General features: G+C 72.4%; 23 protein-coding genes. 12 read left to right on the forward strand and 11 right to left on the reverse strand.

Annotated elements, in window-relative coordinates; all coding sequences use genetic code 11:
* Positions 1 to 48 precede the first annotated feature (48 nt).
* The 9 genes from ACZ4XX_RS21080 to ACZ4XX_RS21120 all read left to right on the forward strand — a co-directional run bounded on the left by ACZ4XX_RS21080 (position 49) and on the right by ACZ4XX_RS21120 (position 8,108).
* Positions 49 to 849: an MBL fold metallo-hydrolase gene (locus tag ACZ4XX_RS21080; protein WP_468509369.1), complete on the forward strand. Its 801-nt coding sequence runs from the start codon at positions 49 to 51 to the stop codon at positions 847 to 849.
* A gap of 26 nt (positions 850 to 875) precedes the next feature.
* The gene (locus ACZ4XX_RS21085) at positions 876 to 1,577 is read left to right on the forward strand and encodes a DsbA family oxidoreductase (RefSeq protein ID WP_468509370.1); all 702 of its coding nucleotides are present in this window, start codon (positions 876 to 878) and stop codon (positions 1,575 to 1,577) included.
* A gap of 221 nt (positions 1,578 to 1,798) precedes the next feature.
* Entirely contained in the window at positions 1,799 to 2,977 is a 1,179-nt protein-coding gene (locus tag ACZ4XX_RS21090) for an aminotransferase class I/II-fold pyridoxal phosphate-dependent enzyme (RefSeq protein ID WP_468509371.1), read from the forward strand.
* Positions 2,967 to 3,512, forward strand: a complete 546-nt coding sequence (locus tag ACZ4XX_RS21095) for a DUF6190 family protein (protein ID WP_468509372.1) — start codon at positions 2,967 to 2,969, stop codon at positions 3,510 to 3,512. Before ACZ4XX_RS21090 ends, ACZ4XX_RS21095 begins: the two co-directional genes overlap by 11 nt.
* 25 nt (positions 3,513 to 3,537) lie before the next feature.
* Positions 3,538 to 4,344, forward strand: coding sequence for a dihydrodipicolinate synthase family protein (locus ACZ4XX_RS21100; RefSeq protein ID WP_468509373.1), 807 nt, complete (start codon positions 3,538 to 3,540; stop codon positions 4,342 to 4,344).
* Positions 4,341 to 5,261 (forward strand): iron-containing redox enzyme family protein, encoded by a 921-nt coding sequence (locus ACZ4XX_RS21105; protein WP_468509374.1) that lies wholly within the window; start codon positions 4,341 to 4,343, stop codon positions 5,259 to 5,261. The genes ACZ4XX_RS21100 and ACZ4XX_RS21105 overlap by 4 nt, the downstream gene beginning before the upstream one ends.
* Complete coding sequence (locus tag ACZ4XX_RS21110; RefSeq protein WP_468509375.1) at positions 5,258 to 5,653, forward strand: Rieske (2Fe-2S) protein; 396 nt, start codon at positions 5,258 to 5,260, stop codon at positions 5,651 to 5,653. The genes ACZ4XX_RS21105 and ACZ4XX_RS21110 overlap by 4 nt, the downstream gene beginning before the upstream one ends.
* Positions 5,650 to 7,101, forward strand: coding sequence for a purine-cytosine permease family protein (locus ACZ4XX_RS21115; RefSeq protein WP_468509376.1), 1,452 nt, complete (start codon positions 5,650 to 5,652; stop codon positions 7,099 to 7,101). The genes ACZ4XX_RS21110 and ACZ4XX_RS21115 overlap by 4 nt, the downstream gene beginning before the upstream one ends.
* 2 nt (positions 7,102 to 7,103) lie before the next feature.
* On the forward strand, positions 7,104 to 8,108 hold the full coding sequence (locus tag ACZ4XX_RS21120; RefSeq protein ID WP_468509377.1) for a PDR/VanB family oxidoreductase: 1,005 nt from the start codon (positions 7,104 to 7,106) through the stop codon (positions 8,106 to 8,108).
* Between the two features lie 153 nt (positions 8,109 to 8,261).
* Here the strand turns inward: ACZ4XX_RS21120 and ACZ4XX_RS21125 are convergent, their stop codons facing one another.
* From ACZ4XX_RS21125 to ACZ4XX_RS21170, 10 genes are all read right to left on the reverse strand, one after another.
* Positions 8,262 to 9,344: a Zn-dependent alcohol dehydrogenase gene (locus ACZ4XX_RS21125; protein WP_468509420.1), complete on the reverse strand. Its 1,083-nt coding sequence runs from the start codon at positions 9,342 to 9,344 to the stop codon at positions 8,262 to 8,264.
* A 158-nt stretch (positions 9,345 to 9,502) separates the two neighbouring features.
* Complete coding sequence (locus ACZ4XX_RS21130; protein WP_468509378.1) at positions 9,503 to 10,894, reverse strand: aldehyde dehydrogenase family protein; 1,392 nt, start codon at positions 10,892 to 10,894, stop codon at positions 9,503 to 9,505.
* A gap of 276 nt (positions 10,895 to 11,170) precedes the next feature.
* Complete coding sequence (locus tag ACZ4XX_RS21135; RefSeq protein WP_468509379.1) at positions 11,171 to 11,974, reverse strand: class F sortase; 804 nt, start codon at positions 11,972 to 11,974, stop codon at positions 11,171 to 11,173.
* Positions 11,961 to 12,674, reverse strand: a complete 714-nt coding sequence (locus ACZ4XX_RS21140) for a hypothetical protein (protein WP_468509380.1) — start codon at positions 12,672 to 12,674, stop codon at positions 11,961 to 11,963. The genes ACZ4XX_RS21135 and ACZ4XX_RS21140 overlap by 14 nt, the downstream gene beginning before the upstream one ends.
* A gap of 246 nt (positions 12,675 to 12,920) precedes the next feature.
* Positions 12,921 to 14,396, reverse strand: coding sequence for a CitMHS family transporter (locus ACZ4XX_RS21145; protein ID WP_468509381.1), 1,476 nt, complete (start codon positions 14,394 to 14,396; stop codon positions 12,921 to 12,923).
* A gap of 118 nt (positions 14,397 to 14,514) precedes the next feature.
* A complete protein-coding gene (locus ACZ4XX_RS21150) occupies positions 14,515 to 16,716 on the reverse strand; it encodes a molybdopterin oxidoreductase family protein (RefSeq protein WP_468509382.1) in 2,202 nt (733 codons plus the stop codon).
* An 84-nt stretch (positions 16,717 to 16,800) separates the two neighbouring features.
* Positions 16,801 to 17,430 (reverse strand): TetR/AcrR family transcriptional regulator, encoded by a 630-nt coding sequence (locus ACZ4XX_RS21155; RefSeq protein WP_468509383.1) that lies wholly within the window; start codon positions 17,428 to 17,430, stop codon positions 16,801 to 16,803.
* Between the two features lie 82 nt (positions 17,431 to 17,512).
* Positions 17,513 to 18,865, reverse strand: a complete 1,353-nt coding sequence (locus tag ACZ4XX_RS21160) for a hypothetical protein (protein ID WP_468509384.1) — start codon at positions 18,863 to 18,865, stop codon at positions 17,513 to 17,515.
* A complete protein-coding gene (locus tag ACZ4XX_RS21165) occupies positions 18,862 to 19,707 on the reverse strand; it encodes a hypothetical protein (RefSeq protein WP_468509385.1) in 846 nt (281 codons plus the stop codon). The genes ACZ4XX_RS21160 and ACZ4XX_RS21165 overlap by 4 nt, the downstream gene beginning before the upstream one ends.
* On the reverse strand, positions 19,704 to 21,905 hold the full coding sequence (locus tag ACZ4XX_RS21170; protein WP_468509386.1) for a right-handed parallel beta-helix repeat-containing protein: 2,202 nt from the start codon (positions 21,903 to 21,905) through the stop codon (positions 19,704 to 19,706). Before ACZ4XX_RS21170 ends, ACZ4XX_RS21165 begins: the two co-directional genes overlap by 4 nt.
* 203 nt (positions 21,906 to 22,108) lie before the next feature.
* Here ACZ4XX_RS21170 and hmgA point away from each other — a divergent pair, with 203 nt between their 5' ends.
* From hmgA to ACZ4XX_RS21185, 3 genes are all read left to right on the forward strand, one after another.
* Positions 22,109 to 23,440, forward strand: coding sequence for a homogentisate 1,2-dioxygenase (hmgA, locus tag ACZ4XX_RS21175; RefSeq protein ID WP_468509387.1), 1,332 nt, complete (start codon positions 22,109 to 22,111; stop codon positions 23,438 to 23,440).
* Between the two features lie 40 nt (positions 23,441 to 23,480).
* Entirely contained in the window at positions 23,481 to 24,230 is a 750-nt protein-coding gene (locus tag ACZ4XX_RS21180; protein ID WP_468509388.1) for a GntR family transcriptional regulator, read from the forward strand.
* A gap of 98 nt (positions 24,231 to 24,328) precedes the next feature.
* Positions 24,329 to 25,711 carry a type ISP restriction/modification enzyme gene (locus tag ACZ4XX_RS21185; RefSeq protein ID WP_468509389.1) on the forward strand — a complete coding sequence of 461 codons (1,383 nt, stop codon included), beginning with the start codon at positions 24,329 to 24,331 and terminating at the stop codon, positions 25,709 to 25,711.
* Here ACZ4XX_RS21185 and ACZ4XX_RS21190 read toward each other — a convergent pair.
* The gene (locus ACZ4XX_RS21190; RefSeq protein ID WP_468509390.1) at positions 25,698 to 26,435 is read right to left on the reverse strand and encodes a TetR/AcrR family transcriptional regulator; all 738 of its coding nucleotides are present in this window, start codon (positions 26,433 to 26,435) and stop codon (positions 25,698 to 25,700) included. The genes ACZ4XX_RS21185 and ACZ4XX_RS21190 overlap by 14 nt on opposite strands.
* Between the last annotated feature and the right edge of the window lie 55 nt (positions 26,436 to 26,490).

The following is a 26,490-nucleotide window of genomic DNA, read 5'->3' on the forward strand; positions in this document are numbered from 1 at the left end:
CCCCAACCGGGGGCCACGGCCCGCACGGTGCGCCATGAAAGGTGTGTCATGAAAGCGTCCTACACCGCCGGGCCGGACCTCCACGTCCTCCCCTCGGCACTGCCCATCCCCGGCCTCGGCGACCAGCCGGTGAACGCCTTCCTCCTCCGGTCGGGCCAGCCGATCCTCGTGGACACCGGCATGCCCGTCGACCGGGAGGGCTTCCTGGACTCCCTCTGGTCGCTGATCGAGCCGGCCGACCTGCGCTGGGTCGTCGTCACCCACGACGACCGCGACCACACCGGCGCCCTCGCCCGGATCCTGGAGGCGGCGCCGAACGCGAAGGTCCTCGCCAACGCCATATCGCTGACGCGAATATCGGAAGAGTTCAGCATTCCGCAGGAACGGGTCGTCACCGCGAACCCGGGAAGCCGGGTGAAAGTCGGCGACCGCGAGCTGAGTTTTCACCGGCCGCCCACGTTCGATTCACCTGGGACCCTCGCCGTCTTCGACCACTCCGACGGAACGCTCTACAGCTCCGACAGTTTCGGGACCGTCGTCGAGGAAATCCACCACGAGTTCACCGACCTTTCAGAGGAAGAATTCTTCCACGGCTTCGAGGTCCTGAACCGGGCGATAGCCCCGTGGACCGCGCTGGTCGACGAGACGAAATTCCTCCGGCCGGTGCACGAGCTGGCCGCCCTGCGCCCCGCGAAGCTGCTGAGCGCCCATGGGCCGACCGTCCGCGAGGCCGCCGTACCGCGGCTCTTCGAGGCCATGGCCCGTATCCCCTCCCTGCCCGTCTGGCTGCCCGGCGCCGACCTCGACCTCGAGGCCGCGCTCGACGCCGTCGAGCCCCCCGCCGCCTGAGATCCCCGCACGAACCGAGGAGAACCATGTCCGACCCGACCACCGCCGACCTGACGCCGCCGCGCGGAGTCGTCACCGTCTTCTCCGACATCTGGTGTTCCTTCGCGCACATCGCGATCCACCGGCTGCACACCACCCGGGCCCGCCTCGGCCTGGAGGAGCAGGTCTCCTTCGACCTGCGCGCCTTCCCCCTCGAACTGCTCAACGACGCCCCGAGCCCGCGCCCCGGCACGGACAGCGAGGTCGCCCGCATGGCCAGCCTGGAGCCGGCCGCCGGCTGGCAGCTCTGGCAGGCCAAGGACTGGCTCTACCCGTCGACGACCCTGCCCGCCCTGGAGGCGGTGCTCGCCGCCAAGGAACAGGGCCTGCGCGCCTCGGAACAGCTCGACCTCGGGCTGCGCCGGGCCTTCTGGGCCGAATCGCGCTGCATCAGCCACCGCAAGGTGATCCTGGACGTGGCCGCCGGGACCGGCGCCGTCGACGTCGACGCCCTCGCCGAGGCCCTGGACGACGGGCGCGCGCGCCGGGCGCTCTCGGACCAGGCGGCGCTCGCCCAGAGCGACCGGGTGGACTGCAGCCCCCATCTGTTCCTGCCCGACGGCTCCGACCACGCCAACCCCGGCATCGAGGTGGACTGGGAGGGCGCCTACGGCATCGGCTGGCCGGTGATCGGCTCGGACGACCCGAAGGTGTTCGAGGACATCCTCCTGAAGGCCGCCACTGAATAGTTGAATACGCCGCCAAAAAGCGGCCGAACCACCGGAACGACGGCCAGGCATTCCTTTACGAGGAATGCCTGGCCGTCGTTCCTTTTTTTCGCCCGCAGAACATCGCGGTGATTATTAATTGCGTGACCCGGCCGTTATTCGCAAGGCCGCTCGAAGCTCCTAAAGTCATTCACGCCGCCGGAATTCCGGACGGAGATTCGTATCGACAGCGGGAGTTCTTCATGTCGTTGACCGACAAGGCAGACGTCAGCACGTTCGTCGACCTCACCCAGCACGAGATCGAAGCCCTGAAGACCCGGTTCAACCTGGCCGACGCACACACCCACCAGCGTCAGTCCACCTCCCAGGAGCGGATCGTCTCGCGGCTTCCCGAGCTGTGGCACGAGTCCGAGTCGAAGCAGCAGGCGCACTTCGAGCGGCAGTTCCTGGACGCCTTCTTCCGGCTGCACCAGCAGCCCACCGCCCGTGCGATGGGCCGCACGCTCCTTTCGTACTCCGCGAGCGTGTCGACCATGGTCGCCGGCATGTTCCTCAAGCAGCGCGGGATGTCGGTGCAGCTGGTCGAGCCCTGCTTCGACAACCTGGTCGACCTGCTGCGCAACATGCAGGTGCCGATCGCCCCGTTCGCCGAGTCGGCCCTGCACGACAAGGACGCCATCTACGAGCGGCTCGTCGAGGAGATCACCGCGGACGCGATCTACCTCGTCGACCCCAACAACCCCACCGGGTTCACCCTGCTCGCCGAGAAGCTGGAGGGCTTCCGCGAGGTCGTCCGCTACTGCGTGGACCACGACAAGGTCCTGGTGATGGACTTCTGCTTCGCCTCCTTCGCGCTCTGCGACGAGGGCATCGGCCGGGTGGACATCTACCGGCTCCTTGAGGAGTCCGGCGTCACCTACATGGTCATGGAGGACACCGGCAAGACCTGGCCGATCCAGGACGCCAAGTGCGCCATGATCACGGCCAGCCAGGACATCCAGGAGGAGGTCTACAACCTCCACACCAGCGTCCTCCTGAACGTCTCGCCGTTCGTCCTCAACATGGTCACGCAGTACGTCGAGGACTCCATCACCGATGGTTTCGCCTCCGTCCGCGACATCATCCGCACCAACGGCGAGGCAGCCCGCAAGGCCCTCGACGGCACCATCCTGGAGTTCCAGGAGCCGGTCGTCGGCACCAGCGTCGCCTGGTTCCGCATCAAGCCGGAGCACCTGACCGCCACCCGGCTCCAGGCCGTCCTCTTCGACGAGGAGGTGTACGTCCTGCCGGGCACGTTCTTCTACTGGAACACCAAGGAGAAGGGCGAGCGCTTCGTGCGCCTGGCCCTGGCCCGCGAGCCGGAGCTGTTCGCCGGCGCGATGGAGCGGATGCGGAAGGTGCTCGAGCGCTATGCCGTCTGACACCGACCCGGTGGTGTTCATCGACGCCACGACGTTCATGGGCATGCACAGCAAGGACGACGCGGTCCGCGTGGCCGCCAAGGCCTTCTTCGCCGGCCGGCTGGCCGCGGGGGAAGCGGGCGGGGTCGTCATGAGCTGGGAGCAGGTCGGCCGCTGCGACGACCTCGTGTGGGGCTACGAGCGGGAACTGCAGGACGAGTACTACCCCTTCATGGACGTCCTCCACACGGACCTGGCCATCGACCGGATCGCCTACACCGAGGACGACGTCCGCCGGGCCTTCACCGAGCCCGCACTCGACGGTCTGCCCACCCATGAACGTCTGCTGCTCGCCCAGGTCGTCGGCCGCGGGGGCGTGCTCCACACGGCGAGCCCCCGGCTGGTGCGGGCGGCGGCCGGCCTGCCCGTCGTACCACTGGCCCCGCTCGCCCCGGCCGACGCTCCCGCCCTCGGCGAGGAGCCGTCGTTCCCCGCGTACCTGGAGGACCTCTACCGGCGGTCGCTGGTCCTGAAGGTCGTCTCCGAAACCCTCTGAAGTCGTTCCGAAGGGCACCCCACTCATGCCTGGCACCTACTCCGGGACCGTCGTCCCGCTGATCACCCCCTTCGACGAGCACGGCGTCGTCGACGAGCCGAGCGTCGTCCGTCTCCTGGACCACATCCGCACCGAGGTCAACGGCTTCATGCCGGCCCTGACCTCCGGCGAGGGCTGGAAGCTCGACGCCCGCCAGTGGCAGGACGTCGTCACGTACACCGTCCGGCACGCGGACGGCCTGCCCGTCCTCGCCGGCATCCAGCTCCCCGACACCGACGCCGTGATCGACCGGGCCCGTACGGCGGCCGCGATCGGCGCCGACGCCGTCGTCGTCACCACGCCGTTCGGCGCCGAGGTGACGCAGGACCGGATCGTCGAGCACTACAAGGCGATCCGCGCGGCCCTCGACATCCCGATCTTCCTCTACAACGAGGAGGCGCTCTCGGGCAATCGCATCGAGTTCGACACCCTGATCCGGATCTGCAAGGAGATACCGGGCATCGTCGGCATCAAGGAGTCCAGCGGCGACGCCGCCTTCACCCGGAACATGGCCGAGGCCGGCACCGGCATCCCGGTCTTCGAGGGCTGGGAGAACCTCCTCGTCGACGCCCGCGGCATCGACGGCTTCATCGGCCCGCTGGCCAACCTCGAACCCTCGCTGTGCAACGCGATGCTGGTCGACCCGACCCCCGACCGGCAGGCGGAGATCAACGCCGTCTGCGAGCGGTACGGCGTCTTCAAGGACGACTGGTACCGCTGGGTCAAGCAGGAGCTGCACCGGCGCGGTGTGATCGCCTCCCCGACCGTGCACGAGGAGGCGAAGGCGGCATGAGCACCACCCCCGCCGCTCCCTCCGCGTCCGCTCCCTCCGTCTCCGCGCCGGCCGGGTCCGCCCCGGCCCCCGTCCCGGTGGCCGCGCACTCGATCACCGCCCCGGCCGCGACCTCCCAGCGCGAGCTGCACAGCCTCTACCGGCGGGTCCCCAACCTCGGCGACTACGGGTCGATGACCGCGATCGAGGAGCGCTGGATCCTGCCCAAGGCGCGGGCGTACGAGGCTTCCGCGCCCCGCTTCGGCTCGCCCGGCGAGCTCCTCCAGGCGCTCAAGCAGTTCCTCGCCGAGGAGGAGGCCTCGCTCCCGGAGAGCGCCACCTTCCTCGCCGAGCACGCGACGCTCGATCAGTTCAAGACCGTGGTACGGCAGTTCGCGCTCGACGGCCTCACCGAGTCGGAGTCGCTGCTCCCGGTCGTGCCCCGGCTGCCGTACCGCTCGGCGATGGCGGTCTTCCGTGTCCTGATCGACGAACTCGGCTGCGGCAACGAGGAGAAGGCGCACTCCCAGCTCTACCGCGATCTGCTCACCGAGCTCGGCATGAGCCTCCGGCTCGACGACTACCTCGACGAGACGGTCCCCGAGTGCTTCGCCTACGTCAACATGTTCCACTGGCTGGCGAGCCGGGCCCCCTCGCCCCAGTACTTCCTGGGCGCGTACGCCTACTTCGAGACCAGTGTGCTGTACGCCTTCCAGAGCTTCGCCCGGGCGGCGCGACGGCTCGGGATCGCCCACGACGCCTACTACACCGAGCACCTCTACATCGACTCGTACCACAGCAGTCATATGCGGACGGCGATCCGGTCGCTCGAAGAGCCCGACCTGGCGAAGATCTGGGCGGGTGTGCGCCTGGCCTCCGACATCGTCGGCACCGCGAACGAGGCGGCCGTCGCGCGGGCCCGGGAGACCGTCGCATGACGGCCGTGCCCGCGGGACGGCGGCGGGGCTCCGACGAGCCCACCGTCCGCCAGGTGACCGAGGACCTGGTCCTCGTCGAGGTCGGCGACCGCAAGGTCCTCGCGGCCGCCGTCTGCCCCCACCGCGGGGGCCGGCTCAAGTACGGCAGGGTCGACGGGGACAGGCTGCGCATCACCTGCCCCCTGCACCACACCACCTTCGACCTGACCAGTGGGGAGCGCCTGTCGGGAGCGGCGTGCGCGGCCCTCCGGGTGGTGGACGTGCTGCCCGGGGACCTCGGCGTCCCCCAGCAGCGCGACCCCGCGCACGACGGCTACCCGGCCGCCCCCGCCGCAGCCACCTCTCCCGGGGCGCCCGCCCCCGGGACCGCCCCGGCCGGGGGCGCCTCATGACCACCACACCGACCGGGGCGGCGTCCACCGTGGCGTCGCCCCGTGCGGCGGCCGAACACGACGGCATCGCGCCGGTGCCCGAGGCCGAACGCACCTCGGCCCCGGGCGACTTCGGCTGGATCTGGCCCTCCGCGCAGTTCTCCTTCGGCACGGTCGTGCTCGGCGCGCTGCCCGTCGTCTTCGGCCTGGGCTGGTGGGCCTCGGCGAGCGCCATCGCCGTCGGCGTGGCCGTCGGCACGGCGCTGCTCGCGCCGCTCGCCCGCTTCGGCGTCCGGACCGGCACCAACGATCCCGTGTCGAGCGGCGCGCACTTCGGCGTACGGGGCAGGGTCGTCGGCAACGTCCTCACGGTGGTGACCGCGCTCGGCTTCTTCGCCATCGCCGTCTGGACGGGCGGCACCGCCGTCATGGTCGCCGGCCACCGGCTGCTCTCCACCCCCACCGGTCCCGGGGCGCTGACCGCGGCGATGTTCGTGACGGCGGCGGCGGTCGCGCTGGTCGCCGTACGCGGCCACGAGACCCTCGTCCGTACGTACAAGGTCACCGCCGTCACCGGCGGCGCGGTCCTCCTCGGCACGGTGCTGGTCCTCGCCCCGGACTTCGACGCGGGCTACGCCGGCGGGACGCTCGCGCTCGACAGCGCCCTGCACACCTGGCTGCTCGCGGCCACCGCCTCCGCGACCGTGCCCCTGTCGTACGCCACCTTCCAGGGCGACTACACCCGCTTCATGCCCGCCTCCACCCCCACCGGCCGGGTCGTGCGTGCCAGCGGGATCTCCATGTTCCTCAGCAGTCTCGCCGCGCTGCTCACCGGCGCGTACGTGACGACCCTCTTCCCCGTCCCCGACGAGCCGTGGCTCCAGGGCCTGACGGACGCGGTGCCCGGCTGGTTCGCGATCGCGGTCGTCGTCTTCGGCTTCGCGGGCACCCTGCCGCAGGCCGGGCTCTGCCTCTACGCGGCCGGACTGTCGGCCAACTCCGTGTTCTGGCGCTCCTCACGGGCCGCCGTCACCACGGTGGTCGCGGTGCTCGCGGCGGCCGTGCTGTACCTCGGGGCGGTCGTGTACGACGCCATGGACGCGATGTCGGCGTTCGTGACGCTGCTGCTCACCGTCGTCGCCCCGTGGGCGGCCGTGCTCTTCGTCGGGTACGTGCTCCACCGCGGCAGGTACGACGCGGAGGCGCTGCGCGCGTTCACCACGTGCGGGGGCGGCCGCTACTGGTACACCGGCGGGGTCAACCCGCGGGCCGCCACGGCCTTCGCGCTCGGCTCGGTCGTCGGAGTCCTCTGGGTCAACAACCCGCTGTACACCGGCCCGTTGACCGGTCTCACGGGCGGCGTCGACCTGAGCCTGCCGGCCTCCTTCACGGTCGCCGCCGCGCTGTACGGGGCGCTGTGCCGGGTGTGGCCGGAACCGCTGCTTCCGCCGACACGAGTTCCGAGGTGACGATGTCCACCACAGTCCCGCGCACCGCCCGGCTCACGGTCCGGTCGGTCGTCCCCGAGGCCGAGGACGTCCTGGGGCTCGTACTCACCGATCCCACGGGCGCCGAACTGGCCCCGTGGGAGCCCGGCGCCCACCTGGAGGTGACGCTGCCGTCCGGGGCGATCCGCCACTACTCGCTCTGCGGGAACCCCGCGGACCGGAGCACGTACCGGCTCGGCGTGCTCCGGGAGCGCGGCGGCAGGGGCGGATCGGAGGAGATCCACACGACCCTCGGCGCGGGCACGGTCCTCGGGGTGCGGGGCCCGTTCAACCGCTTCCCGCTGCTGCCCGCGGAGCGGTATCTGTTCCTCGCGGGCGGCATCGGCATCACCCCGCTGCTCCCGATGATCCGCTCGCTTCCGCCGGGTTCGTGGTCCCTTCTGTACGGGGGTCGGAGCCTGCCGGCCATGGCGTACCGCGAGGAGCTCGCCGCACTCCCCGGGGTCACGCTCGTCCCGCAGGACACGGCGGGGCTGCCCGACCTGGACGGCGTCCTGGCGGGGCTTCCGGCGGAGACGGCCGTGTACTGCTGCGGGCCCGAGGGACTGCTGCGGGCGGTGGAGGAACGGTGGTCGGGTCGCCTGCACACGGAACGGTTCGGGACGGCGCCGACGCGGGACTCCGGGTGGGCGGCGCCGACGCGGGAGACCGGGGCGGACTCCGGCGACGGCATCGAGGTCGGCGACGACTCCGAGGTCGGCGACGGCTTCGAGGTCGAGCTGCGGCGGAGCGGGCGGACCGTGCACGTCCCGCCCGGCCGAACCCTGCTCGACGCCGTGCGCGAGGTGGTTCCCGGTGTCGCGTACTCCTGCGAGGAGGGCTTCTGCGGCACCTGTGAGACGAAGGTGATCGCCGGGACGCCCGAGCACCACGACTCCGTCCTCGGTGAGGACGAGAAGGCCTCGGGGACGACGATGATGATCTGCGTGGGGCGCTCGCGCGGCGCCCGGCTCGTGCTCGACCTGTGACGCGGCGTCGATCCGTCGCGTGACGTGGTCCGTGACGTGACCTGGTCACGTGACGTGACGTGACCTGGTCCGTGACGTGACCTGGTCCGTGACGCGTGGAAGCCCGTACCGGAACGTCGGTACGGGCTTCCACGTGGGCGTGGGCGACCGGTGTCAGGGGAAGACCACCAGGGCTCGGCCGCCCTTGCCCGCGAGCATGTTCTCGAAGGCGCCCGGGATGCCGTCCAGGGTGATCCGCTCGGTGACGAGCGCACCCAGGTCGAACCGGCCGGCGCGGATGTGCTCGGCGAGGACGGGCAGGTCGACGGACGGGTTCGAGTTGCCGTAGACGCACCCCGCGAGGGTGCGGCCCCAGTGGAAGATCTCCAGGGCGTTGAAGGTGACCTGCTGGTCCTTGCCGCCGATGCCGACGACCGTGGTCCGACCACCGCGCCGGGTGGACTCCCAGGCGGTCCGGATGGTGACGGCGCGGCCGACGCACTCGACGGCCACGTCGACGCCCTGGCCCCCGGTCAGCTTCCGGATCTCCTTCGCCGTGGTCTCCGAGGCGACCACGTACTCGGTGGCCCCGGCCGCCCGCGCGAGCGCCTCCTTCTCCGGGGAGACGTCCACGGCGACGATCGTCGAGGCACCCGCGATCCGGGCGGCCTGGAGCGTGGCGAGGCCCACCCCGCCGACGCCGAACACCGCGACCGTCTCACCCTCGCGGACCCGGGCGGAGTGGTGGATCGCGCCCCAGCCGGTGAGGACGGCGCAGCCGAGGAGGGCGGCGTCGGTGAGCGGCACACCGTCGGGCACCGGGAGGATGCAGTCCGCGGCGACGACGGTCTCCTCGGCGAAGGCGGCGACGTTGAGTCCGGGGTGGAGCTCCCTGCCGTCCTGGGTGCGGGCGTGGATGTTCGCGGCGCCACTGAGCGCGTCGACACAGAGCCAGACCTCGCCGAGCGAGCAGGGGTGGCAGTCTCCGCAGGACGGCGCCCAGTTGAGGACGACGCCGTCGCCGGGGGCGACATGGCTGACGCCCTCGCCGACGGAGACGACGGTGCCCGCGCCCTCGTGGCCGAGGACGGCGGGCACCGGCACGCGCATCGTGCCGTTGGAGAGCGACAGGTCGGAGTGGCAGACGCCGGCGGCCGCGAGCCGGACCCGGACCTGGCCGGGGCCGGGCTCGGGGAGCTCGATGCCGGTGATCTCCAGCGGGGAGCCGACGGCGGGCAGGACGGCGGCGCGGATCAGGCTCACGTGCGGTGCTCCTCGGGAGTCGCGTGGACGGGCGGAAGTCGCGTGGACGGGGTGGAACGGCGGGGCCCGGGGCGGAACGGCGGGGCCAGTGGGACCTGGGGGGGGCGGTTGGGCCCGGCGGCGGGGTCCGTCGGGCGCGGCGGTGGGACCGGTCAGAACTGCAGGGACTTGGTCTGGAGATATTCGGTGAGACCGTGCGCGCCGAGCTCCCGGCCCACGCCGGACTGCTTGTACCCGCCGAAGGGGGCCAGCGGGTTGAACCGGCCGCCGTTGATGTCGACCTGGCCCGCCTCCATGCGGCGGGCGAAGGCGACGGCCTCCTCGGGGTCGCCCCAGACCGCGCCGGCGAGGCCGTACACGGTGCCGTTGGCGATGGCGAGGGCCTCCTCCTCGTCCTCGTACCGGAGGAGCGAGACGACCGGTCCGAAGATCTCCTCCTGCGCGATGGTCATCTCCGGGGTGACGTCGGCGAAGACGGTCGGGGAGACGTAGTAGCCGGTCTCGCGCGGGGCCTCCGGGCCGCCGGCGACCAGGCGGGCGCCCTCCTCGACGCCCTTCTCGATGTAGCCGCGGACGCGCTCCTCCTGCTTGGCGTTGACCAGGGGGCCGAGGCGCTCGCCGGGGACGTACTTGGCGACGGCCTCGACGGCGAGCGCCACCGCCTCCTCGTACCGGTCCGCGGGGATCAGCATCCGGGTCCAGGCGCTGCACTTCTGGCCGGAGTTGGACATCACGTTGGCGACGCCGACGGAGACGGCCTTGGCGAGGTCGGCGCTCGGCAGGATGACGTTGGCGGACTTGCCGCCGAGTTCGAGGGCGACCCGCTTGACGGCGCCGCCCGCGAGGGCTCCGATGCGGCGGCCGACGGCGGTGGAGCCGGTGAAGGAGACGAGGTCCACGTCGGGGTGCTCGGCGAGGGCCTGCCCCGCGACCGGGCCGAGGCCGGTGACCAGGTTGAAGACGCCGGCCGGCAGGCCCGCCTCGTGCACGGCCTCGGCGAAGAGCTGAGCGGTCAGCGGGGTGTCCTCGGCGGGCTTGAGGACGGTCGTGCAGCCGGCGGCGAGGGCCGGGGCGATCTTGGCGACGACCTGGTGGAGCGGGAAGTTCCAGGGGGTGATCGCCGCGACGACGCCGACGGGCTCGGCGTAGACGGTGGAGTTGCCGACCTTCTCCTCGAAGGGGTGGGTGGCGGCGAGGTCCGCGTATGTCCCCGCCACGGCGATCGGCAGTCCCGCGTGCACGGCGGCGGCGAGCTGCGGCGGAGCGCCGAGCTCGGCGGTGACGGTGGCGGCGATCTCCTCCGCGCGGGCGGCGAGCGCGTCGCGCAGGGCGGCGATCCGGGCGCCGCGCTCGGCGGGCGGGGTCGCGGCCCAGCCGGGCAGGGCGGCGCGGGCGGCGCGTACGGCCGCGTCGACGTCCTCGGCGGTGCCGGCCGGGACGTGGGCGATGACCTGCTCGTCCGCCGGGTTGAGGACGGCGATCGTGTCGGGACCGGCGGCGGGCCGCCACTCCCCGCCGATGTACATCGCGTCGTGCGCCTTCATCCGATGTCTCCTCACACTGCCGACCGGTTCGACACCCAAACTAGCGCTGTTAGTTTTTGGGCGCCAGGGCTTCCGGACGTGCCCCCGGTCTCAGTCCCGAGCCGATCGTGCCGCCCCCTCGCGCCCCCTGTCCACGCCAGGACCGGACAGACGCGGCACACGACGCCGCGCCCGGCGGGCACGCACCCGGCTGGTGCGGCCCGCCGGACGCGGCGGGGAGGGGCCGACGGAGCGGCTGGCATCCGTCGGAACCGTCGGAACCGTCGGAACCGTTGTTCAGATCTTCTGGGCGATGTCGGAGAGGTGGGCGAAGACGACGATGTTCGCCTCGTAGCCCTTTGCGGGGTCGAAGGCTCCGCCACAGGTGAGCAGCCTCAGTTCGGGCCGCCCGGTGGAGCCGTACACCTCCTTGTCGGGGAACTCGGCCTTGGCGTACGTGACGACCCGGTCGACCGTGAAGACGGCGACCCTGCCGTCGGCGCGGGCGACCCGGACGGTGTTGCCGGCGCTGAGCGAGTCGAGATCGAGGAAGACGGCCGGGCCGGTGCGGGTGTCGCGGTGGCCGACGACGACCGCGGTCCCCCGCTCACCGGGGGTGACCCCCTTCGCGTACCAGCCGACCACCTCGGGATTGTCGACCGGCGGCGTGGCGAGACGTCCCGCCGCGTCGAGGTCGAGCTCGACCACCGGGGCCTCGATGGTGATCGCCGGTACCGCGACGGTGGTCGGACGCGAACGGGCCAGCGGCGCGGGCGAGGGCGACGGCCGGGGCGCGGGTACCGCCTTCGGCCGTGCCTTGGGTACGGGCTTCGGCCGGGGCGTGGGTGCGGCCGTCGGCTGCGCCCTGGGCTTCGCCTTCTGATCGAGGGCTGCCGGCGCTCCGGCCGCTCCCGCCGCTCCCGCCGTTCCTACCGGCCCGGAGGCGGCCGGGCCCACGGCGAGCACCGGCTCGGCCGGTTCCTCGCCTCCGGCCCACCAGACTCCGCCGGCCACCAGGACCACGGTGACCGTCACGGTCCTGGCGAGCCGGAACAGGCGCCGCTGGCGGCGCGTGAGGCGCGAGGACCTACGCGGCGCCATTGTCGCGGCGGCGCGAGCGGCGGATCAGGACCAGTCCGGCCGTACCGGCGAGGCCGGCGGCGACGGCCGCACCGATGCCGAAGCCGGAGGAGTCGTCGGCGGCGATCTCCGCACTGCCGCCGCCACCGGCGCCGACCGGTCCGTGCGGGGGCTTGTGGTGACCGTAACCGCCGTTGCCGTTCCCGCCGTTACCGTTCCCGCCGTTACCGTTCCCGCCGTTACCGTTCCCGCCGTTACCGTTCCCGCCGTTGCCGTTCCCGCCGTTACCGCCATCGGGGCAGGTGACCCGGAAGACCTTCGACTTGGCCGCGCCGTTCTGGCCCACCCACGTCCATTCGACCTTGTACATGCCGGACGCCAGTCCGGTGATGTCGTCCGTGTGACCGTCGCCGTTGCTGTCGACGGCGATGCTGCCGTTCCTCAACGACGGGTCCTGGTTGCCTGGCTGACCCGGCTGGTCGTAGATGTTCCACTGAACGCTCTGCAGGCCGTCGAAGTTGAAGGCCGCGAAGCGGAAGGTGCATCCGACCCGGGGCTCGTTGACCTGGCTGGTGTCGGGGGTGCCCTGTCGGTGGACCTTGATGTCACCGTTGTCACCGGGCGCGGCGAAGGCCGCCGGGGCGCCGGCGAGGGTCACGCCGCCGAGCGCCAGGGTGGCGAGGGTCGCGCGGAGCAGGGTGCGGGTGGGGGGGTTCGCCATGAGAGTGGTTCTCCAGTCGTGAGTGAACACAGCGGACACGCATTGCGATAATCCGACTATCTGTCACGACATGGACACAAAAGGTGACGGCACGACCGCGTCGATCTCCGTCTCCACCCGTCCGGCTCACTCCCCGTCACCTCACACCGTCCGCGCCCGGGTCGGTTCGGGCGCAGACGGTGTGAGGTGACGGGAGCCCGGGAACGGGCCCCGTCGGGGGCCGGGGCCGGGGAGCCGGGGAGGGGGTCAGATGATGCCGAAGAGGATCCCCGACGCGAGGACGACCAGCGAGGTCAGCGCGGCCCACTTCACCGTGAACCTGGTGTGGTCGCCGAACTCCACCTTCGCCATGCCGACGAGGACGTACACGGCCGGGACCAGCGGGCTCGACATGTGCAGCGCCTGGCCGACGAGGGAGGCCCGTGCGATCTCCAGGGGCGAGACGCCGTGGGCGGCACCCGCCTCGGCGAGGACCGGCACGACGCCGAAGTAGAAGCCGTCGTTCGACATGAAGTAGGTGAGCGGGATGCTGAGCACACCGGTGACCAGGCCCATGTGCGGGCCCATGCCCTCGGGGATGGCACCGACGAGCCAGTCGGCCATGTGCTTGACCATGCCCGTACCGGTGAGGACACCGGTGAAGACGGCGGCGGCGAAGACCATGCCGGAGACGTTGAGGACGTTGTCCGCGTGGGCGGCGATACGCGCCTTCTGCTCGGCCATCTTCGGGTAGTTGACCGTGAGCGCGAGCGCGGCGCCGAGCAGGAACAGCACCGGGATCGGCATCAGTTCGAGGATCATCGCGGCGAGCAGCGCGACCGTCAGTCCGGCGTTGAACCAGTACAGCCGGGGGCGCAGCGTCGCACGGTTCGGGTCGAGCCCCTGGAACCCCTCGTCCTCACCGGAGTCGGAGCCGAGGTCGGATCCGAAGTCGGGGCCGGGGCCGGATCCGGGCACCGCGCCCGGCGCGTCACCAGAACCGCCGACGGGCTTCCTGGCCAGGTCCACGGCACCGCCGCCGTGGCTGCCACCGGCGTTGCCGCCACCGGCACCCGCCGCGACGAGCACCGTGTCGGTCTCGGACACCAGGGCCTCGTCGAGCGTGAGGTAGCCGAGGCGTTTCCGCTCACGGCGCCCGAGGACGTACGCGAGGACGAACACGAAGAGCAGGCCCATGCCGAGCGCGGGAATCATCGGGACGAAGACATCGCCGGCGTCCAGCTTCAGCGCGGTCGCGGCGCGGGCGGTGGGACCGCCCCAGGGCAGGGTGTTCATGACGCCGTTCGCGGTGGCGGCGACACCCGTCATGACCACCAGGCTCATGCCGAGCCGCTTGTAGAGCGGATACATCGCGGAGACGGTGATCATGAACGTCGTCGAGCCGTCGCCGTCCAGCGACACGATCGCGGCGAGCACCGCCGTACCCACGACGATCCTCACGGGGTCGGCCTTGCAGAAGCGCAGGATGCCCCGGACGATCGGGTCGAAGAGGCCGACGTCGATCATCACGCCGAAGTAGACGATGGCGAACATCAGCATCGCCGCCGTCGGTGCCAGCTTGCCGACGCCTTCGATGACGTAGTCGCCGAGCTGGGCTCCCTGCCCGACCGCCACGCAGAACAGCGCGGGGATCAGGACGAGTGCCGCGATCGGCGACATCTTTTTCATCATGATCAGAACCAGAAAGGTCGCGATCATGGCGAAGCCGAGGACGGTCAGCATGGAGGGCACCTCACGTTCACCGTTGAACTCCGCCGAGCGGCGGTCCGGATGACGGTAGGTGCCCCCTTCTGCCGTTAACAAGACGTTGACGCGTGAGCAATACGAGCAAAACCCCAGGTCACGGCAGGGGCGAGAGCTGCACCGGGAAGCCGTTCAGCACGGCCGTGCCCGACAGCGGGTCGAGCCGGGAGCCGTCGAGCAACTGGTTGACGTTGACTCCGGGGCGCGCCGACGCGACGGCCAGCCGGGTGCCCGGCCGGTCGTGACCCCAGCCGTGCGGCAGGCTCACCACCCCGGGACGCACCCCGTCGGTCACCTCGACGGGCACCTCCAGTTCGCCGCCCTCGCCCTTGACCCGTGCGAGGCCGCCGTCCACGAGCCGCAGCCGGGCCGCATCGTCGGGGTGCACCTGGAGGGTGCACCGGTTCGTACCGCCGCCGAGCGCCGGGGTGTTGTGCAGCCAGCTGTTGTTCGAGCGCAGGTGGCGGCGCCCGACGAGCTGGACGCTGTCGGAGTCGGGTACGACGTCGAGCGCGGCCCGCAGCCGGGGCAGGTCGGCGGCGAGCGGCGCGGCGAACAGCTCGATCCGTCCGCTGCGGGTCTTGAGGACCTGCGGCAGGCGCGGCTTGAGCGGGCCGAGGTCGATGCCGTTCGGGTGGGCCCGCAGCTCGTCGAGTGTGAGCCCGTACGGGCCGAGGCGCAGCATCATGTCGATGCGGCGCTCGGGCCCGCTGTCCCCGGTGAGCCCCGCGGCGAACTCCTTGGGATCCGCCCCGTACGCCGGTGAGTGCTCCTGGGTCACCGCCTTGGCGAGGGTGCTGTCGATCGCGAGCTGGTCGACGGCTGACGGCGGGGCACCGTGCATCCCGGAGACGGCGAGGATCAGCCGGGCGTGGATCTCGCACTCGTCCATCCGGTCCGCCTCCAGGGGGACGGCGGCGGGGGTGTAGCGGACCTGGTCGCGGACGGCGAGGGCGTTGAACGCGAAGTCGAAGTGGGCGCTCCGGGAGGGCGGGGGCGGCGGCAGCAGGACGTCGGCGTGGCGGGTGGTCTCGTTGAGGTACGGGTCGACGGCGATCATCAGGTCGAGGGAGCCGAGCGCCGCGTCGAGGCGGTCTCCGTCGGGTGCGGACAGGACGGGGTTGGAGGCGACGGTGATCAGCGCCCGGATACGGCCCTCCCCCGGGGTCTCGATCTCCTCGGCGAGCGCGACCATCGGCAACTCCCCCTTGACCTCGGGGTGGTGCGAGACCCGGCTGTGCCGGCGGCCGAGGGCGAAGCCCCTGCCGGGTCCCGCGGGGCGCGGGGCGGGCGCGGTGGCGGAGAGCGGGAAGAGTGCGCCGCCGGGCCGGTCGAGGTTGCCGGTGAGGATGTTGAGGACGTCGACGAGCCAGTTGGCTAGGGTGCCGTACGCCACGGTGGAGCTGCCCATCCGCCCGTAGACGGCGGCGGTGGGTGCGGCGGCGAGCTCCCGGGCGAGCGCGCGGATGGTGTCCGCGTCCACGTCGCAGGCGTCGGCGACCGCCTCGGGGCTGAACTCCCGTACCGCCGTCCGTACCTCCTCGACCCCCTCCACATGGGCGGCGAGCGGGCCGAGGTCGGTGAGCCCCTCCTCGAAGAGGGTGTGGACGAGCGCGGCGAGGAGGAACGCGTCGGCGCCGGGGCGGATGGCGACGTGCCGGTCGGCGACGCGTGCGGTGCGGGTGCGCCGGGGGTCGACGACGGTGAGGGTGCCGCCGCGCCGACGCAGCGCCTTGAGCCTGCCGGGGAAGTCGGGGGCGGTGCACAGGCTTCCGTTGGAGTCCAGCGGGTTGGCTCCGAGGATCAGCAGGTGATCGGTGCGGTCCAGGTCCGGCACGGGGATCGCGAAGGCGTCTCCGAACAGCAGGCCGCTGGAGACGTGCTTGGGCATCTGGTCGATCGTCGACGCCGTGAAGAGGTTCCGTGTGCTCAACGCGCCGATCAGCAGGGGCGGGTAGAGGGCGCCGGCGATCGTGTGCACATTGGGGTTGCCCAGGACGATACCCACGGCATCCGGCCCGTACTCCTCGATCAGCGGACGGATTCTCGCCGCGATCGTGTCGAAGGCCTCCTCCCAGGTCGCCTCCTGGAGCCGCCCGTCCTTCCTGACCAGCGGGGTGCGGAGCCGGTCGGGGTCGGCGTCGATGCCGGGGAAGGCGGCCCCCTTGGGGCAGATGAACCCCTGGCTGAACACGTCCTCGCGGTTGCCGCGCGCCCCGGTGACCCGGGGCCCCTCGATCGTCAGGGTCAGTCCGCAGGTCGCCTCACAGAGGGGGCAGATGCGCAGGGCGGTGGACATGGCGTCTCCCTGGAGCAGCGTCGGGTCGGGACCGGGGCGTCGGCCCGCCGCGAGCATACCGACCGGTAGGCACGTCCGGGAGTGCTACGACAGGGAGGGCGAGAGATAGGCGTGAAGGAGTTGCCGGGTCTCGTCGATGACGGCCGGGTCGCCCTCCGGGGCGGCCCGGAAGGCGAGCCGGACGAGCGTGTCGGCCGTCTCGACACCGACCCGGACCTTGCGTCGCAGCGTCTCGTCGGCGGGCCGGCCGAGGTGGGCGGCGAGCAGCCCGCAGATCCGCTCGGCCACCAGGCCGTTGGGGTCCTCGCCGGGCTCCTCGGCGGCGGGCACGCCGAAGTCGACGAGGGCGAAGCCGGGGACGGTCCGCTTCATGGCGATGAACTCGTCGAGGACACCGTCGATGGCCGCGTGGGGGTCGGGGTCGGCGGTGGCGTCGAGGTGGGCGGCGATCCGCTCGGCGTACCGGTCGAGGTTCCGGTGGGCGAGCGCGGCGACCATGGCCCGCTTGTTGTCGAAGAAGCGGTAGACGGAGCCGATGGGGACTCCCGCGCGGGCTGCGACGGCGCGGGTGCTCAGCTGCTCGTAGCCGGTCTCGTCGAGCAGTTCGGCGCAGGTGTCGAGGATCCGGGCGAGCCGCTCGGCGCTCCGCTGCTGCACGGGGGCCCGGCGCAGCGTGGACGGGGTCTGGGCGTGGGACTGGGGCACGGGGTCCATGATGCCGCTCCGGCCGTCCCGCCGGGCCCGGCGGGACGGGTCAGGCGGGACGGGTCAGGCGGGACGGGTCAGGCGGGACGGGTCAGGCGATCAGCAGGCCGATGCCGCCGAGGGTATACGCGATCATCAGCGCGAACAGTGGGAGTTGGCCGGCGACCGCGCGGTCGGGCGGGAAGAGGCGCACGGACCGGTCGTGGGCGGCGACGACACCGAGGACGTGGCCGGTGACGATCGCGGCGACCTGAAGCGTCGCGAGGCCGCCGGGCCCCAGGAACGGGGCGGGTGCGAGGGCGTTGTCAGTGCCCCCTGCCATCATGACTGCACGTGTTCCTTCGGTGACGAAGAGTGAGAAGTAGTGGGCCACGAGATAGCCGAGGGCGATGGGCAGGAGCGAGTGGGCGAAGGAGGTGAGCGGGGTGGTGAGGGTGCGGTTCATCAGACGGAGGGCGCCCGCGCAGAGTCCGTAGCAGGCGGCGACGAGGGCGACGGCGGCGAGCAGGCCGAGCGTGGCGGTGGGGACGGGGCCGAGGGGTGAGGTCTGGAGGGTGGTGATCCAACGGGGGTTGTCGGAGAGGCCGTCGTAGGCGGTGGAGCCGAGGAGGACGCAGACGGTGGCGACGAGACCGGGGGTCTGCGGGGTGGCGTCGAGGCCGTGGAAGGGGGAGCGCAGGACGAGCCGCCCGTCGGCGCGGCGGCCGAGCGGGGAGAGCCGGGCGAGAAGGGAGGAGTAGACCTCGAAGGGGTCGGCGTGGGCGAACCACCGGTCGCCGTGGCGGGCTGCACCGATGAGCTGGACGCCGGCGTGGAGGGCGAGGGCGGCCAGGAGGGTGGTGGAGGAGGTGTTGTCGGGGGCGACGAGTTCGAGCCAGGTGAAGAGGAGGAGGCCGAGGGCGGCCGGGCGGATGCCGAGGGCGGCGGGCAGCGGACGGGGGTTCCGCGGCGGGTGCAGGGAGTGGACGGCGCGCAGGGGGTTGAGGAGGCGCCAGGCGGGACCCAGGAGGAGGGAGGCGGGGACGAGTCCGACCCAGAGCAGGACGTAGAGGGCGCCGGGCGCGGGGTTGCGGTCGGGGTCGTCCGGACCGAGAAGGAGGTGGAGGAGGAAGACGAGGGCGGCGACGGCGCCGAGGAGCCGGAGCGCGGTGCGGGTGGCGGGGGCGTCGGCGACCCGTTGGAGGACGGTGGGGAGCGGGCGGCCCGAAAGGTCGCCGCGGAAGCGGGAGGAGGACCAGAGCAGTCCGAGGGCGAGAAAGGAGATGAAGAGCGCGGCGAAGGCGCCCGCGTAGGCGTAGAAGGGCGAGAGGGGCAGGTCGTGCCGGGAGCCCACGCCGTGGGCGAGCGGAAGGCCGAGACCGATGCCGGGCTCGGGGGTGAGGGCGTGAACCTGCTGGGCGTGGGCGTGGGCGAGCGGTGCGGCCTGGGTGAGCGTGCCGGTCATCGGACGACGAGTTGGGTCAGCAGAAGTCCGGACTCGTGGGTCTCGACCTCGAAGAGGCCGGTGCGGTCCGCGGTGAGCGTGAGGGTGGCGGGGGTGCCGGGAGAGAGGGGGAGTTCGCGGTCGTAGCCGTGCACGTGGAGGGTGTCGGCGCGGTCGCTGGTGACACGGAGGGTGAGGCGTTCACCCTTCTTCAACTCGACGCGGGAGGGGGGTGGTTGGACGGTCGATCCGGAGACGGTGATGTCGACGGTGCGTCCGGTGGCGGTAGGCCGGGGTTTCGGTGCCGGGCTCGGGGGCGCGGCGCCGTCCAGGCGGACGGTGGCCTGGACGGGAGCGCCGGCGACGGCCCAGGCGGTGTGGTCGTCGGCGTGGAGGCGGACGGTGAGGGTACGGGTGCCGGCCGGTACGTACCCCCACGGGCTGTAGAGGCGGCCGGCCTCGCGGCCGTCGATCAGGAGGCGGGCGTGGCCGCGGCCCGGGAGGGCCGCGCCGCCGGCGCTCTCGGGGGTGAAACGGAACCTCTCCACCGTGAGGTGGACGTTCCAGCCGCCCTCGGCGTCGGGGCGGGTCTCGACGCGGACGGCGGGCGCCTCCGCCGCGGGGAGTTCGCGGAGCCGGTGCCCGCTCTCGTCCCGCGCGGTGAGCAGGGTTCCGGTGCTTCCGGTGGCCTCCTCGTGGCTGGTGCCGGGCTTGTGGTGGGTGGTGGCCCGGCCGCCGCAGCCGGTGAGGAGCAGGGCGGCGGCCAGGACGGCGGCCAGGGCCGCGACGAGCGGTGGGGCGAGGGGCGGGGCAAGGGGCTTGTCGAGGGGCGGGCGGGTGACGCCGGCACGGGGCCGCCTCATGCCGTGGCCTCGCCGTGCGGGCGGCGCTCCGCCGGGGTGACGCCCGCCCCGGGGGCGGCCGCGCCGGGGGCATCTCCGGAGGCCGCGCCGGGGGCCGTACCCACCCGTGGTCCCGCCTCGGGGCCGGGCCCCGGTGCGGGGTCCGACGGGACCGGGGTCGGGTCCGACCGGACCGGGGTCGGGTCCGACGGGACCGGGCCGCGGGCTCCTGCGGCCACGACCGCCCACAGCACCCAGATCACGCCCAGCAGCAGGCGGAGCCAGGCGGGGCTCAGGGGGATGCCGGGGACCATCAGGATCGCCTTGTCGAAGGCGTCGAGGAGGGTGAGGGCGCCGAGGACCACGGTGGTCCAGGCGAGGACGGGGCGGGTGGGCCGCAGGGCGAGACCGAGGAGGGTCCACCAGACGCCGGTGAGGAGCAGGGCGAGGGCCGGGACGACGGTCGGGGTGAGGGCGAGGGTCGAGCCGGCGACGTCGAGGGCGAGGCCCGCGAGGCCGATGAGGGTGGCGGCGCCCGCGAGGCGGTTGCCGCGCAGGCGGCGCCACCAGAGGGCGAAGCCGGCCAGGGCGAGGACGAGGGAGCTGCCGAGGGCGAGCTGGGTCTCGACGCGCTGGAGGCCGCGGGCGCCGTACCAGTCGCAGCCTGCCGGGAGGCGGCGTGCCTGGACGTTGTAGTCGGCGCAGACGAGGAGTTGGGCGAGTTTGACGGGTTCACCGATGAGCCGGTGGGTGCCGCCGGAGACGTCGCCGCGGCGTGCGCCGCAGTCGGGCAGGGCGCCGGGGCTGGCGGCGCCGGTGTCGGACTGCCAGCAGTTGCCGCTGCCCTGGCCGTCCCACCAGACGTCGGTGCGGTTGGGGCGGGTGGCGCCGGACCTGTCGACGCCGAGGTGGTTGTCGGCGTAGCGGTTGTGGTGGGAGGTGTCGGTCTGCTTGCCCCAGGCGGACTCGCCGCGGATGAAGGCGGGGACGGCGCTGAGGTAGAAGGCGGCGCGCTGGTGGCCGTAGACCCAGTTGTTCTCGTAGAGGTTCCAGTTGCCGCCGGCGGTGATGATGCCGGTGCCGGGGGGCATGGAGATCTGGGGGCAGACGACGCCCTGTTCGTAGCCGCGCTCGACGGGCGGCTTGGCGCAGGTGCCGTCGGCGACGTACGGGTAGTAGTTCTGGTTGTTGTCGTGGATCAGGTTGCGTTCGAAGCGGGCGTGGTTCTGCGGCAGTCCGGGGTGGCCGGGGAAGGCGGAGTCCATGGAGGCGCCGCCCATGTTGTGGTCGAACTCGTTGTCGTGGACCCAGACGGAGTCTCCGGCGGTGCCGGAGTAGCCGACCATGTTGTGGTGGCTGCGGCAGCCGGTGATCTCGATGGAGTAGCGGGGGACGTCGTAGCCGCGGCCGTCGTTGATGTCGGAGGCCGAGCCGGGGTAGATGCCGGAGTCGCCGTTGCCGTAGGACTCGCAGTTCTTGTAGAGCCCGTGGTCGGAGGCGAAGGTGAGGAAGCCGTACTCGTCGTTCCAGCGGGTGAGGACGTCGTCGATGACGAAGCCGTCGGCGGCGAGCACGTACAGCGAGTTGAACGTGGTGCGCTGGGCGGTGAAGTTGCGGAAGTAGACGCCGTCGCTGCCGTCGGCCCGCAGCGCGTTGAGCTTCCGGTACTTGGCGTCGATGACGACGTCGAGGCGGGAGGCTCCGGTGCCCTCGATCTGGAGGTTCTTCTTGCCGAGGATGGCGACGAGGTTCTGGTTGTGCGGGCACCGCCGCTGCTGCTCGTAGCTGAGGATCTGGTAGCCGAGCGAGGACTTGGGCGCGTCGAGCGTGGCGCAGGCTCCGGTGGGCGGGGGCAGCGAGGGCTCCTCCTCGTACAGGCCGGGGAGGATCGCGATGGTCATGCCGGGCCGGTCGACGGCGTCGACGGCCTGCTGGAGGTGGCGGTAGCCCTCGCGGGCGCAGCGCTCGTGGAGGGCGCGGTTGCGGGCCTTGAGGGGGTCCGGAAAGCCGGAGATCCGGCTTTCGAACGCGGTCCGGTCGGTCTTGCAGACGAGGAGGTCGGGTTCCCCTGTGCGGAGCTTCGGCACGGTGCCGGAGCCGTCGGGGAAGGTGACGGGCCGCTCCTCGTGGGCCTGGGCCCCGGGGGCGGTGAGCAGGGCCGCGGCGAGGGCCGCGAGCACGACCGAGAGCGCGAGGACGAACCTTCGGGTCCAGGACATGCGCGTGAGAGTAGAGCATTGTTCATCTTTTTTGACCCCCTCGCGCAGCACCCGGTTCTCCGGGCGCCTCGCCCACGGAGGCGGGCGCCCCGTTTCGGCCACCGACTCCCGGTGACCCGTTGACGTGAGCCGCGCGGAATCCTACGGTCATGCATAGGATTCCCTTGTGGGCTTCCCTTGTGGGCTCAGGACAGGAGCGGGCGATGACCACGGAGCAGGCCGAGAAGCGCGAGCAGGCCAGGAAGACGGCCGAGGCGCTCGGTTACAGCACCGGTTTCGGCAACGAGCACAGCTCGGAGGCGATCGCCGGCGCACTGCCGCACGGCCGTAACTCACCGCAGCGGGCACCCCTCGGCCTCTACGCCGAGCAGCTCAGCGGCAGTGCGTTCACCGAACCGCGGGCGCACAACCGCCGCTCCTGGCTCTACCGGATCCGCCCCTCCGCGGCGCACCCGCCGTTCACCCGGATCGACAACGGCGACGTGCGCTCCGCGCCCTTCGACGAGACCGTGCCCGACCCCAACCGGCTGCGCTGGAACCCGCTGCCCGACCCGGCCCCCGGCACCGACTGGCTGGCCGGTCTGTGGACCCTCGGCGGCAACGGCGACGCGACCCAGCGGGCCGGCATGGCCGTGCATCTTTACCACGCGAACGCCTCCATGGAGCGGGTCTTCGGCAACGCGGACGGCGAGCTGCTGATCGTCCCGGAGCGCGGCGGCCTCCTCCTCCGCACCGAGCTGGGCCTGCTCGCCGTCCACCCCGGCGAGACGGCGCTGATCCCGCGCGGCGTCCGGTTCCGCGTGGACCTTCTGGACGAGACCGCCCGCGGCTACGTCTGCGAGAACTACGGCGCCCCGTTCCAGCTGCCCGACCTCGGCCCGATCGGCGCCAACGGCCTCGCCAACGCCCGTGACTTCCGGGCCCCGGTCGCCGCCTACGAGGACGTCGAGGGTCCGGTCGAGGTGGTCAACAAGTACTGCGGCAACCTGTGGTCGGCGACGTACGGCCACTCGCCGCTCGATGTCGTCGCCTGGCACGGCAACCACACCCCGTACGTCTACGACCTGCACCGTTTCAATGTCATCGGGACGATCTCGTACGACCACCCCGACCCGTCGATCTTCACGGTCCTCACCTCGCCCTCCGACACCCCGGGGCTCGCGAGCGTGGACTTCGTCGTCTTCGCCCCGCGCTGGCTGGTCGGCGAGGACACCTTCCGGCCGCCGTACTTCCACCGCAACGTGATGAGCGAGTACATGGGTCTCATCGAGGGCGCGTACGACGCGAAGGCGGAGGGCTTCGTGCCCGGGGGCGGCTCGCTGCACAACATGATGTCCGCGCACGGCCCCGACCGGGAGACCTTCGACCGGGCGAGCGCCGCCGAGCTGAAGCCGCAGAAGATCGACGACGGCCTCGCCTTCATGTTCGAGACGCGCTGGCCGGTGACCGCGACCCCGCAGGCCGCGGGCGCCGACCACCTGCAGAACGGCTACGACGACGTATGGCAGGGTCTGGAGCGCCACTTCCGGCCGTAGTGTCTCGGCCGTAAGCCCGTAGCCTTCGTACGGAGAACCCGTGACCGCCTTCGCACCCGACTCGCTGGTCCTGAACCGCAAGCTGCCGCTCTGGTATCAGGTCTCGCAGTCGTTGCGCGCCTCGATACTGGGCCGCACGCCCGACGCCTCCCTGCGGCTGCCCACCGAGGAGCAGCTCGCGGCGCACTACGGCGTCAGTGTGCTCACGATGCGCCAGGCCCTCAAAGAACTCGAGGAGGAGGGCCTGATCAGCCGGCACCGGCGGCGCGGGACCTTCATCGAGCCGGGCGCCCGGCGCTCCACCCCACGCCGGCTGCTCGGCTCGATCGACGCGATCGTGGCCCAGCAGTCGGGCGAGCGGACGACGGTCCTCGGGCACGGCACGGAGGCGGTGCCGGGGGAGCTCGCCGAGCACTTCCCCGACCTCACGGAGATCGTGGCGTACCGGCGGCTGCGACGCGACGGGGAGAGCGGCGAGCCGACCAACTGGGCGGAGAACGCGGTACGTCCCGAGCTCGCCGCCGCGATCGACCCTGCCGATCTGGAGCGCTGGCCGATGACGAAGGTGCTGCGGGACGTCGTCGGGGTGCGGATCAGCCGCATCACGGACACGGTCGAGGCCCGTCTCGCCGACCCGGAGACGGCGGCGCTCCTGGAGGTCCCGCTCCTGTCGCCGATCCTGCACTACACCGGCGTGACCTACGACGCGGACGGAAGGGTCGTCGACGTGGCGCGCATCCGGTACCGCGGCGACCGCTTCTCCTTCACGGTCACGGTCGAAGCCCAGTGACGGGCACGGTGTGCGGTCGGTGAGGGTCGCAGCCGAAGCCCATCGGCAGCCGGCCGGGGTCTCCGGACGGTGGAGACCCACGGACGGCGGTCGTTAGCATGCGGGGCGTGACGGAAGCCCCCGGAGCGAGCAACGCCGATCCGCCTCCCCTCGGCGGCGCCCCCCTCGCCGACCCCGCCCACGCCGACGCAACCCTCGCCGAAGCCGACGCCCACACCCACACCCACACCGACGCGACCGCCGATCTCCCCCTCCTCGACGACCTCATGCCGTGGTCCGTCGCGCCGCTGCGCTTCGGCCGCTCGTGGATCGTGGCGCCGGACGCGCGGACGCTGCGGTCCCGGTGGGACCGTCTGGTGGCCGCCGAGGGGGCCGAGCGGGAGGCCCTGTTCCGCCCCAGCAGGGCGCGGACCCCGTCGACCGCCGTCGCCGCCCTGCCGGGCCAGCGGACCGGGACGGTGCGCTGGGCCCGTGAGCCGGGACCGTGCCCGGAGCCGGTACGGGTCGCGCGCGGGCCGTTCGACGAACAGCTGCTGCTGCCCGACCACCGCCTGATCGACACCGCGCGGCCGGAGCTGTGGCGGGTCGTCGGCGCACCGCAGCTCTTCGCCGTCGAGCAGGGCTACGTGCCCGGGGCGGCCGGACCACCGGTCCTGGTGACGGCCGCGCTGCCCGAGGGCCGCTCCCCCGCGGGCCGACCGGGCCGGATCCGTCCGCTGTTCCGGCGCCCCGGGGGCCTGGAACCGAACCTCGCCCCCGGTCTTCTCGGCTTCCTCGGCGAGCGGTACGGGCACGAGGTCGACGCCCTGGAGTGGCTCGCGTGGACGGTGGCGGCGGCCCGCCCCTCCCCCGCCGGATGCCGGGTGCCGCTCCCGGAGGACCCGGAGGTCTGGGCGGCGGGTGTGGCGCTCGGCCGGGACCTCGTCGACCTTCAGGTGCGGGGTGCGCTGACGGGGACGAAGCCGCGACTGCCGGGCGGGCGCCGTCCGTACGTGCGGGCGGCGGTGCCGGCCCACCCCGGGACGATGACGTACGACGAGGCCGACGAGGCCCTCTGTCTCGGCGAGGGCCGCATCTCGCCCGTACCGGCGGAGGCCTGGGAGTTCGGCGTCGGCGGGGTGCGGGTCCTCGAGCAGTGGTTCGCGCACCGTACCGCCCCGGCGGAGCCCGGCTCGCTCGACGCGATCGGTCCTGCGGCCTGGCCGCAGGAGTGGACCTCGGAACTGCTGGACCTGGTCACGGTGCTGGCGCTGCTCGGCGCACGGGAGCCGGAGCGGGCGGCCCTCGCCTCGGCGGCCCCTACCCCGACCGCGACCGCGACCGCTACCCCGACCCCTACCGCGACCGCGGCGGCCGGGTCCGCGGGCCGGGAGGAGCTGCGGGCGGCGGGCGTCCTGCCGCCGCCGGCCGGGTCCCGCCGCCCCGCCTCCGTGCTCGACCATCAGGAGGAGGGCCCGGAGGGCCAGTTCATGCTGTTGTGACGGGGCCCTCCGGCGGCGCGAACGAGTCGAGGAGGCGCCTGATGGTCAGGGCGAAGATCTCGTCCGGGTCGACGGGGGCGGCGGGGGCCTCGGCGAGCAGTCCGGCGAGGTGCGGGTACCTCCCGCTCGCGACCTGTCCCATGAGATAGGCGCCGCGCACCGCCTGCTCCTCGGCCTCGGACCAGGGAAGTCCGCGGGCCCGCTCGGCGATGGCCTGTTCGTTGGCGACGGTCGCCATCACCGTGCCGTTGACCATGGCGATCAGCTGCATCTTCAGGCCCGGGGGGACGTCGAGCGGGACGAGACAGCCGAGGCACCACTCCAGGAAGCGCAGGGCGTTGGGGCTGAATCCGTAGGCGGTGGTCATCACCCGGGCCAGCCAGGGGTGCCGGTACATGAGCGCGCGGCTCTGGTACGCGATCCCGGTCATGTCGGCGCGCCAGTCGCCGCTCGGTTCCTCGGGGAGCGCGTACTCGCCGCTGACCGCGTCGACCATCAGCTCGTACAGGTCCTCCTTGCGGGGGACGTAGTTGTAGAGCGACATGGTGCCGCAGCCGATCTCGGCGGCGATCCGCCGCATGGAGACCGCGTCGATGCCGTCCGCGTCGGCGATGCGCACGGCGGTGTCCACGATGTCGCGGCGGCTGTACGCCGGTTTCGGGCCTCGGCCCGCGCGTTCGGGCCGCGCCCAGATCACTTCCGGTTCGGCCGCTCGGCCCGCCATGGATCATCACCTCGCCCCCCATCGTAGTTACGTACGCCGTACGTAGTGCGATATG

It is taken from the genome of Streptomyces sp. NPDC029956, from assembly GCF_055574655.1.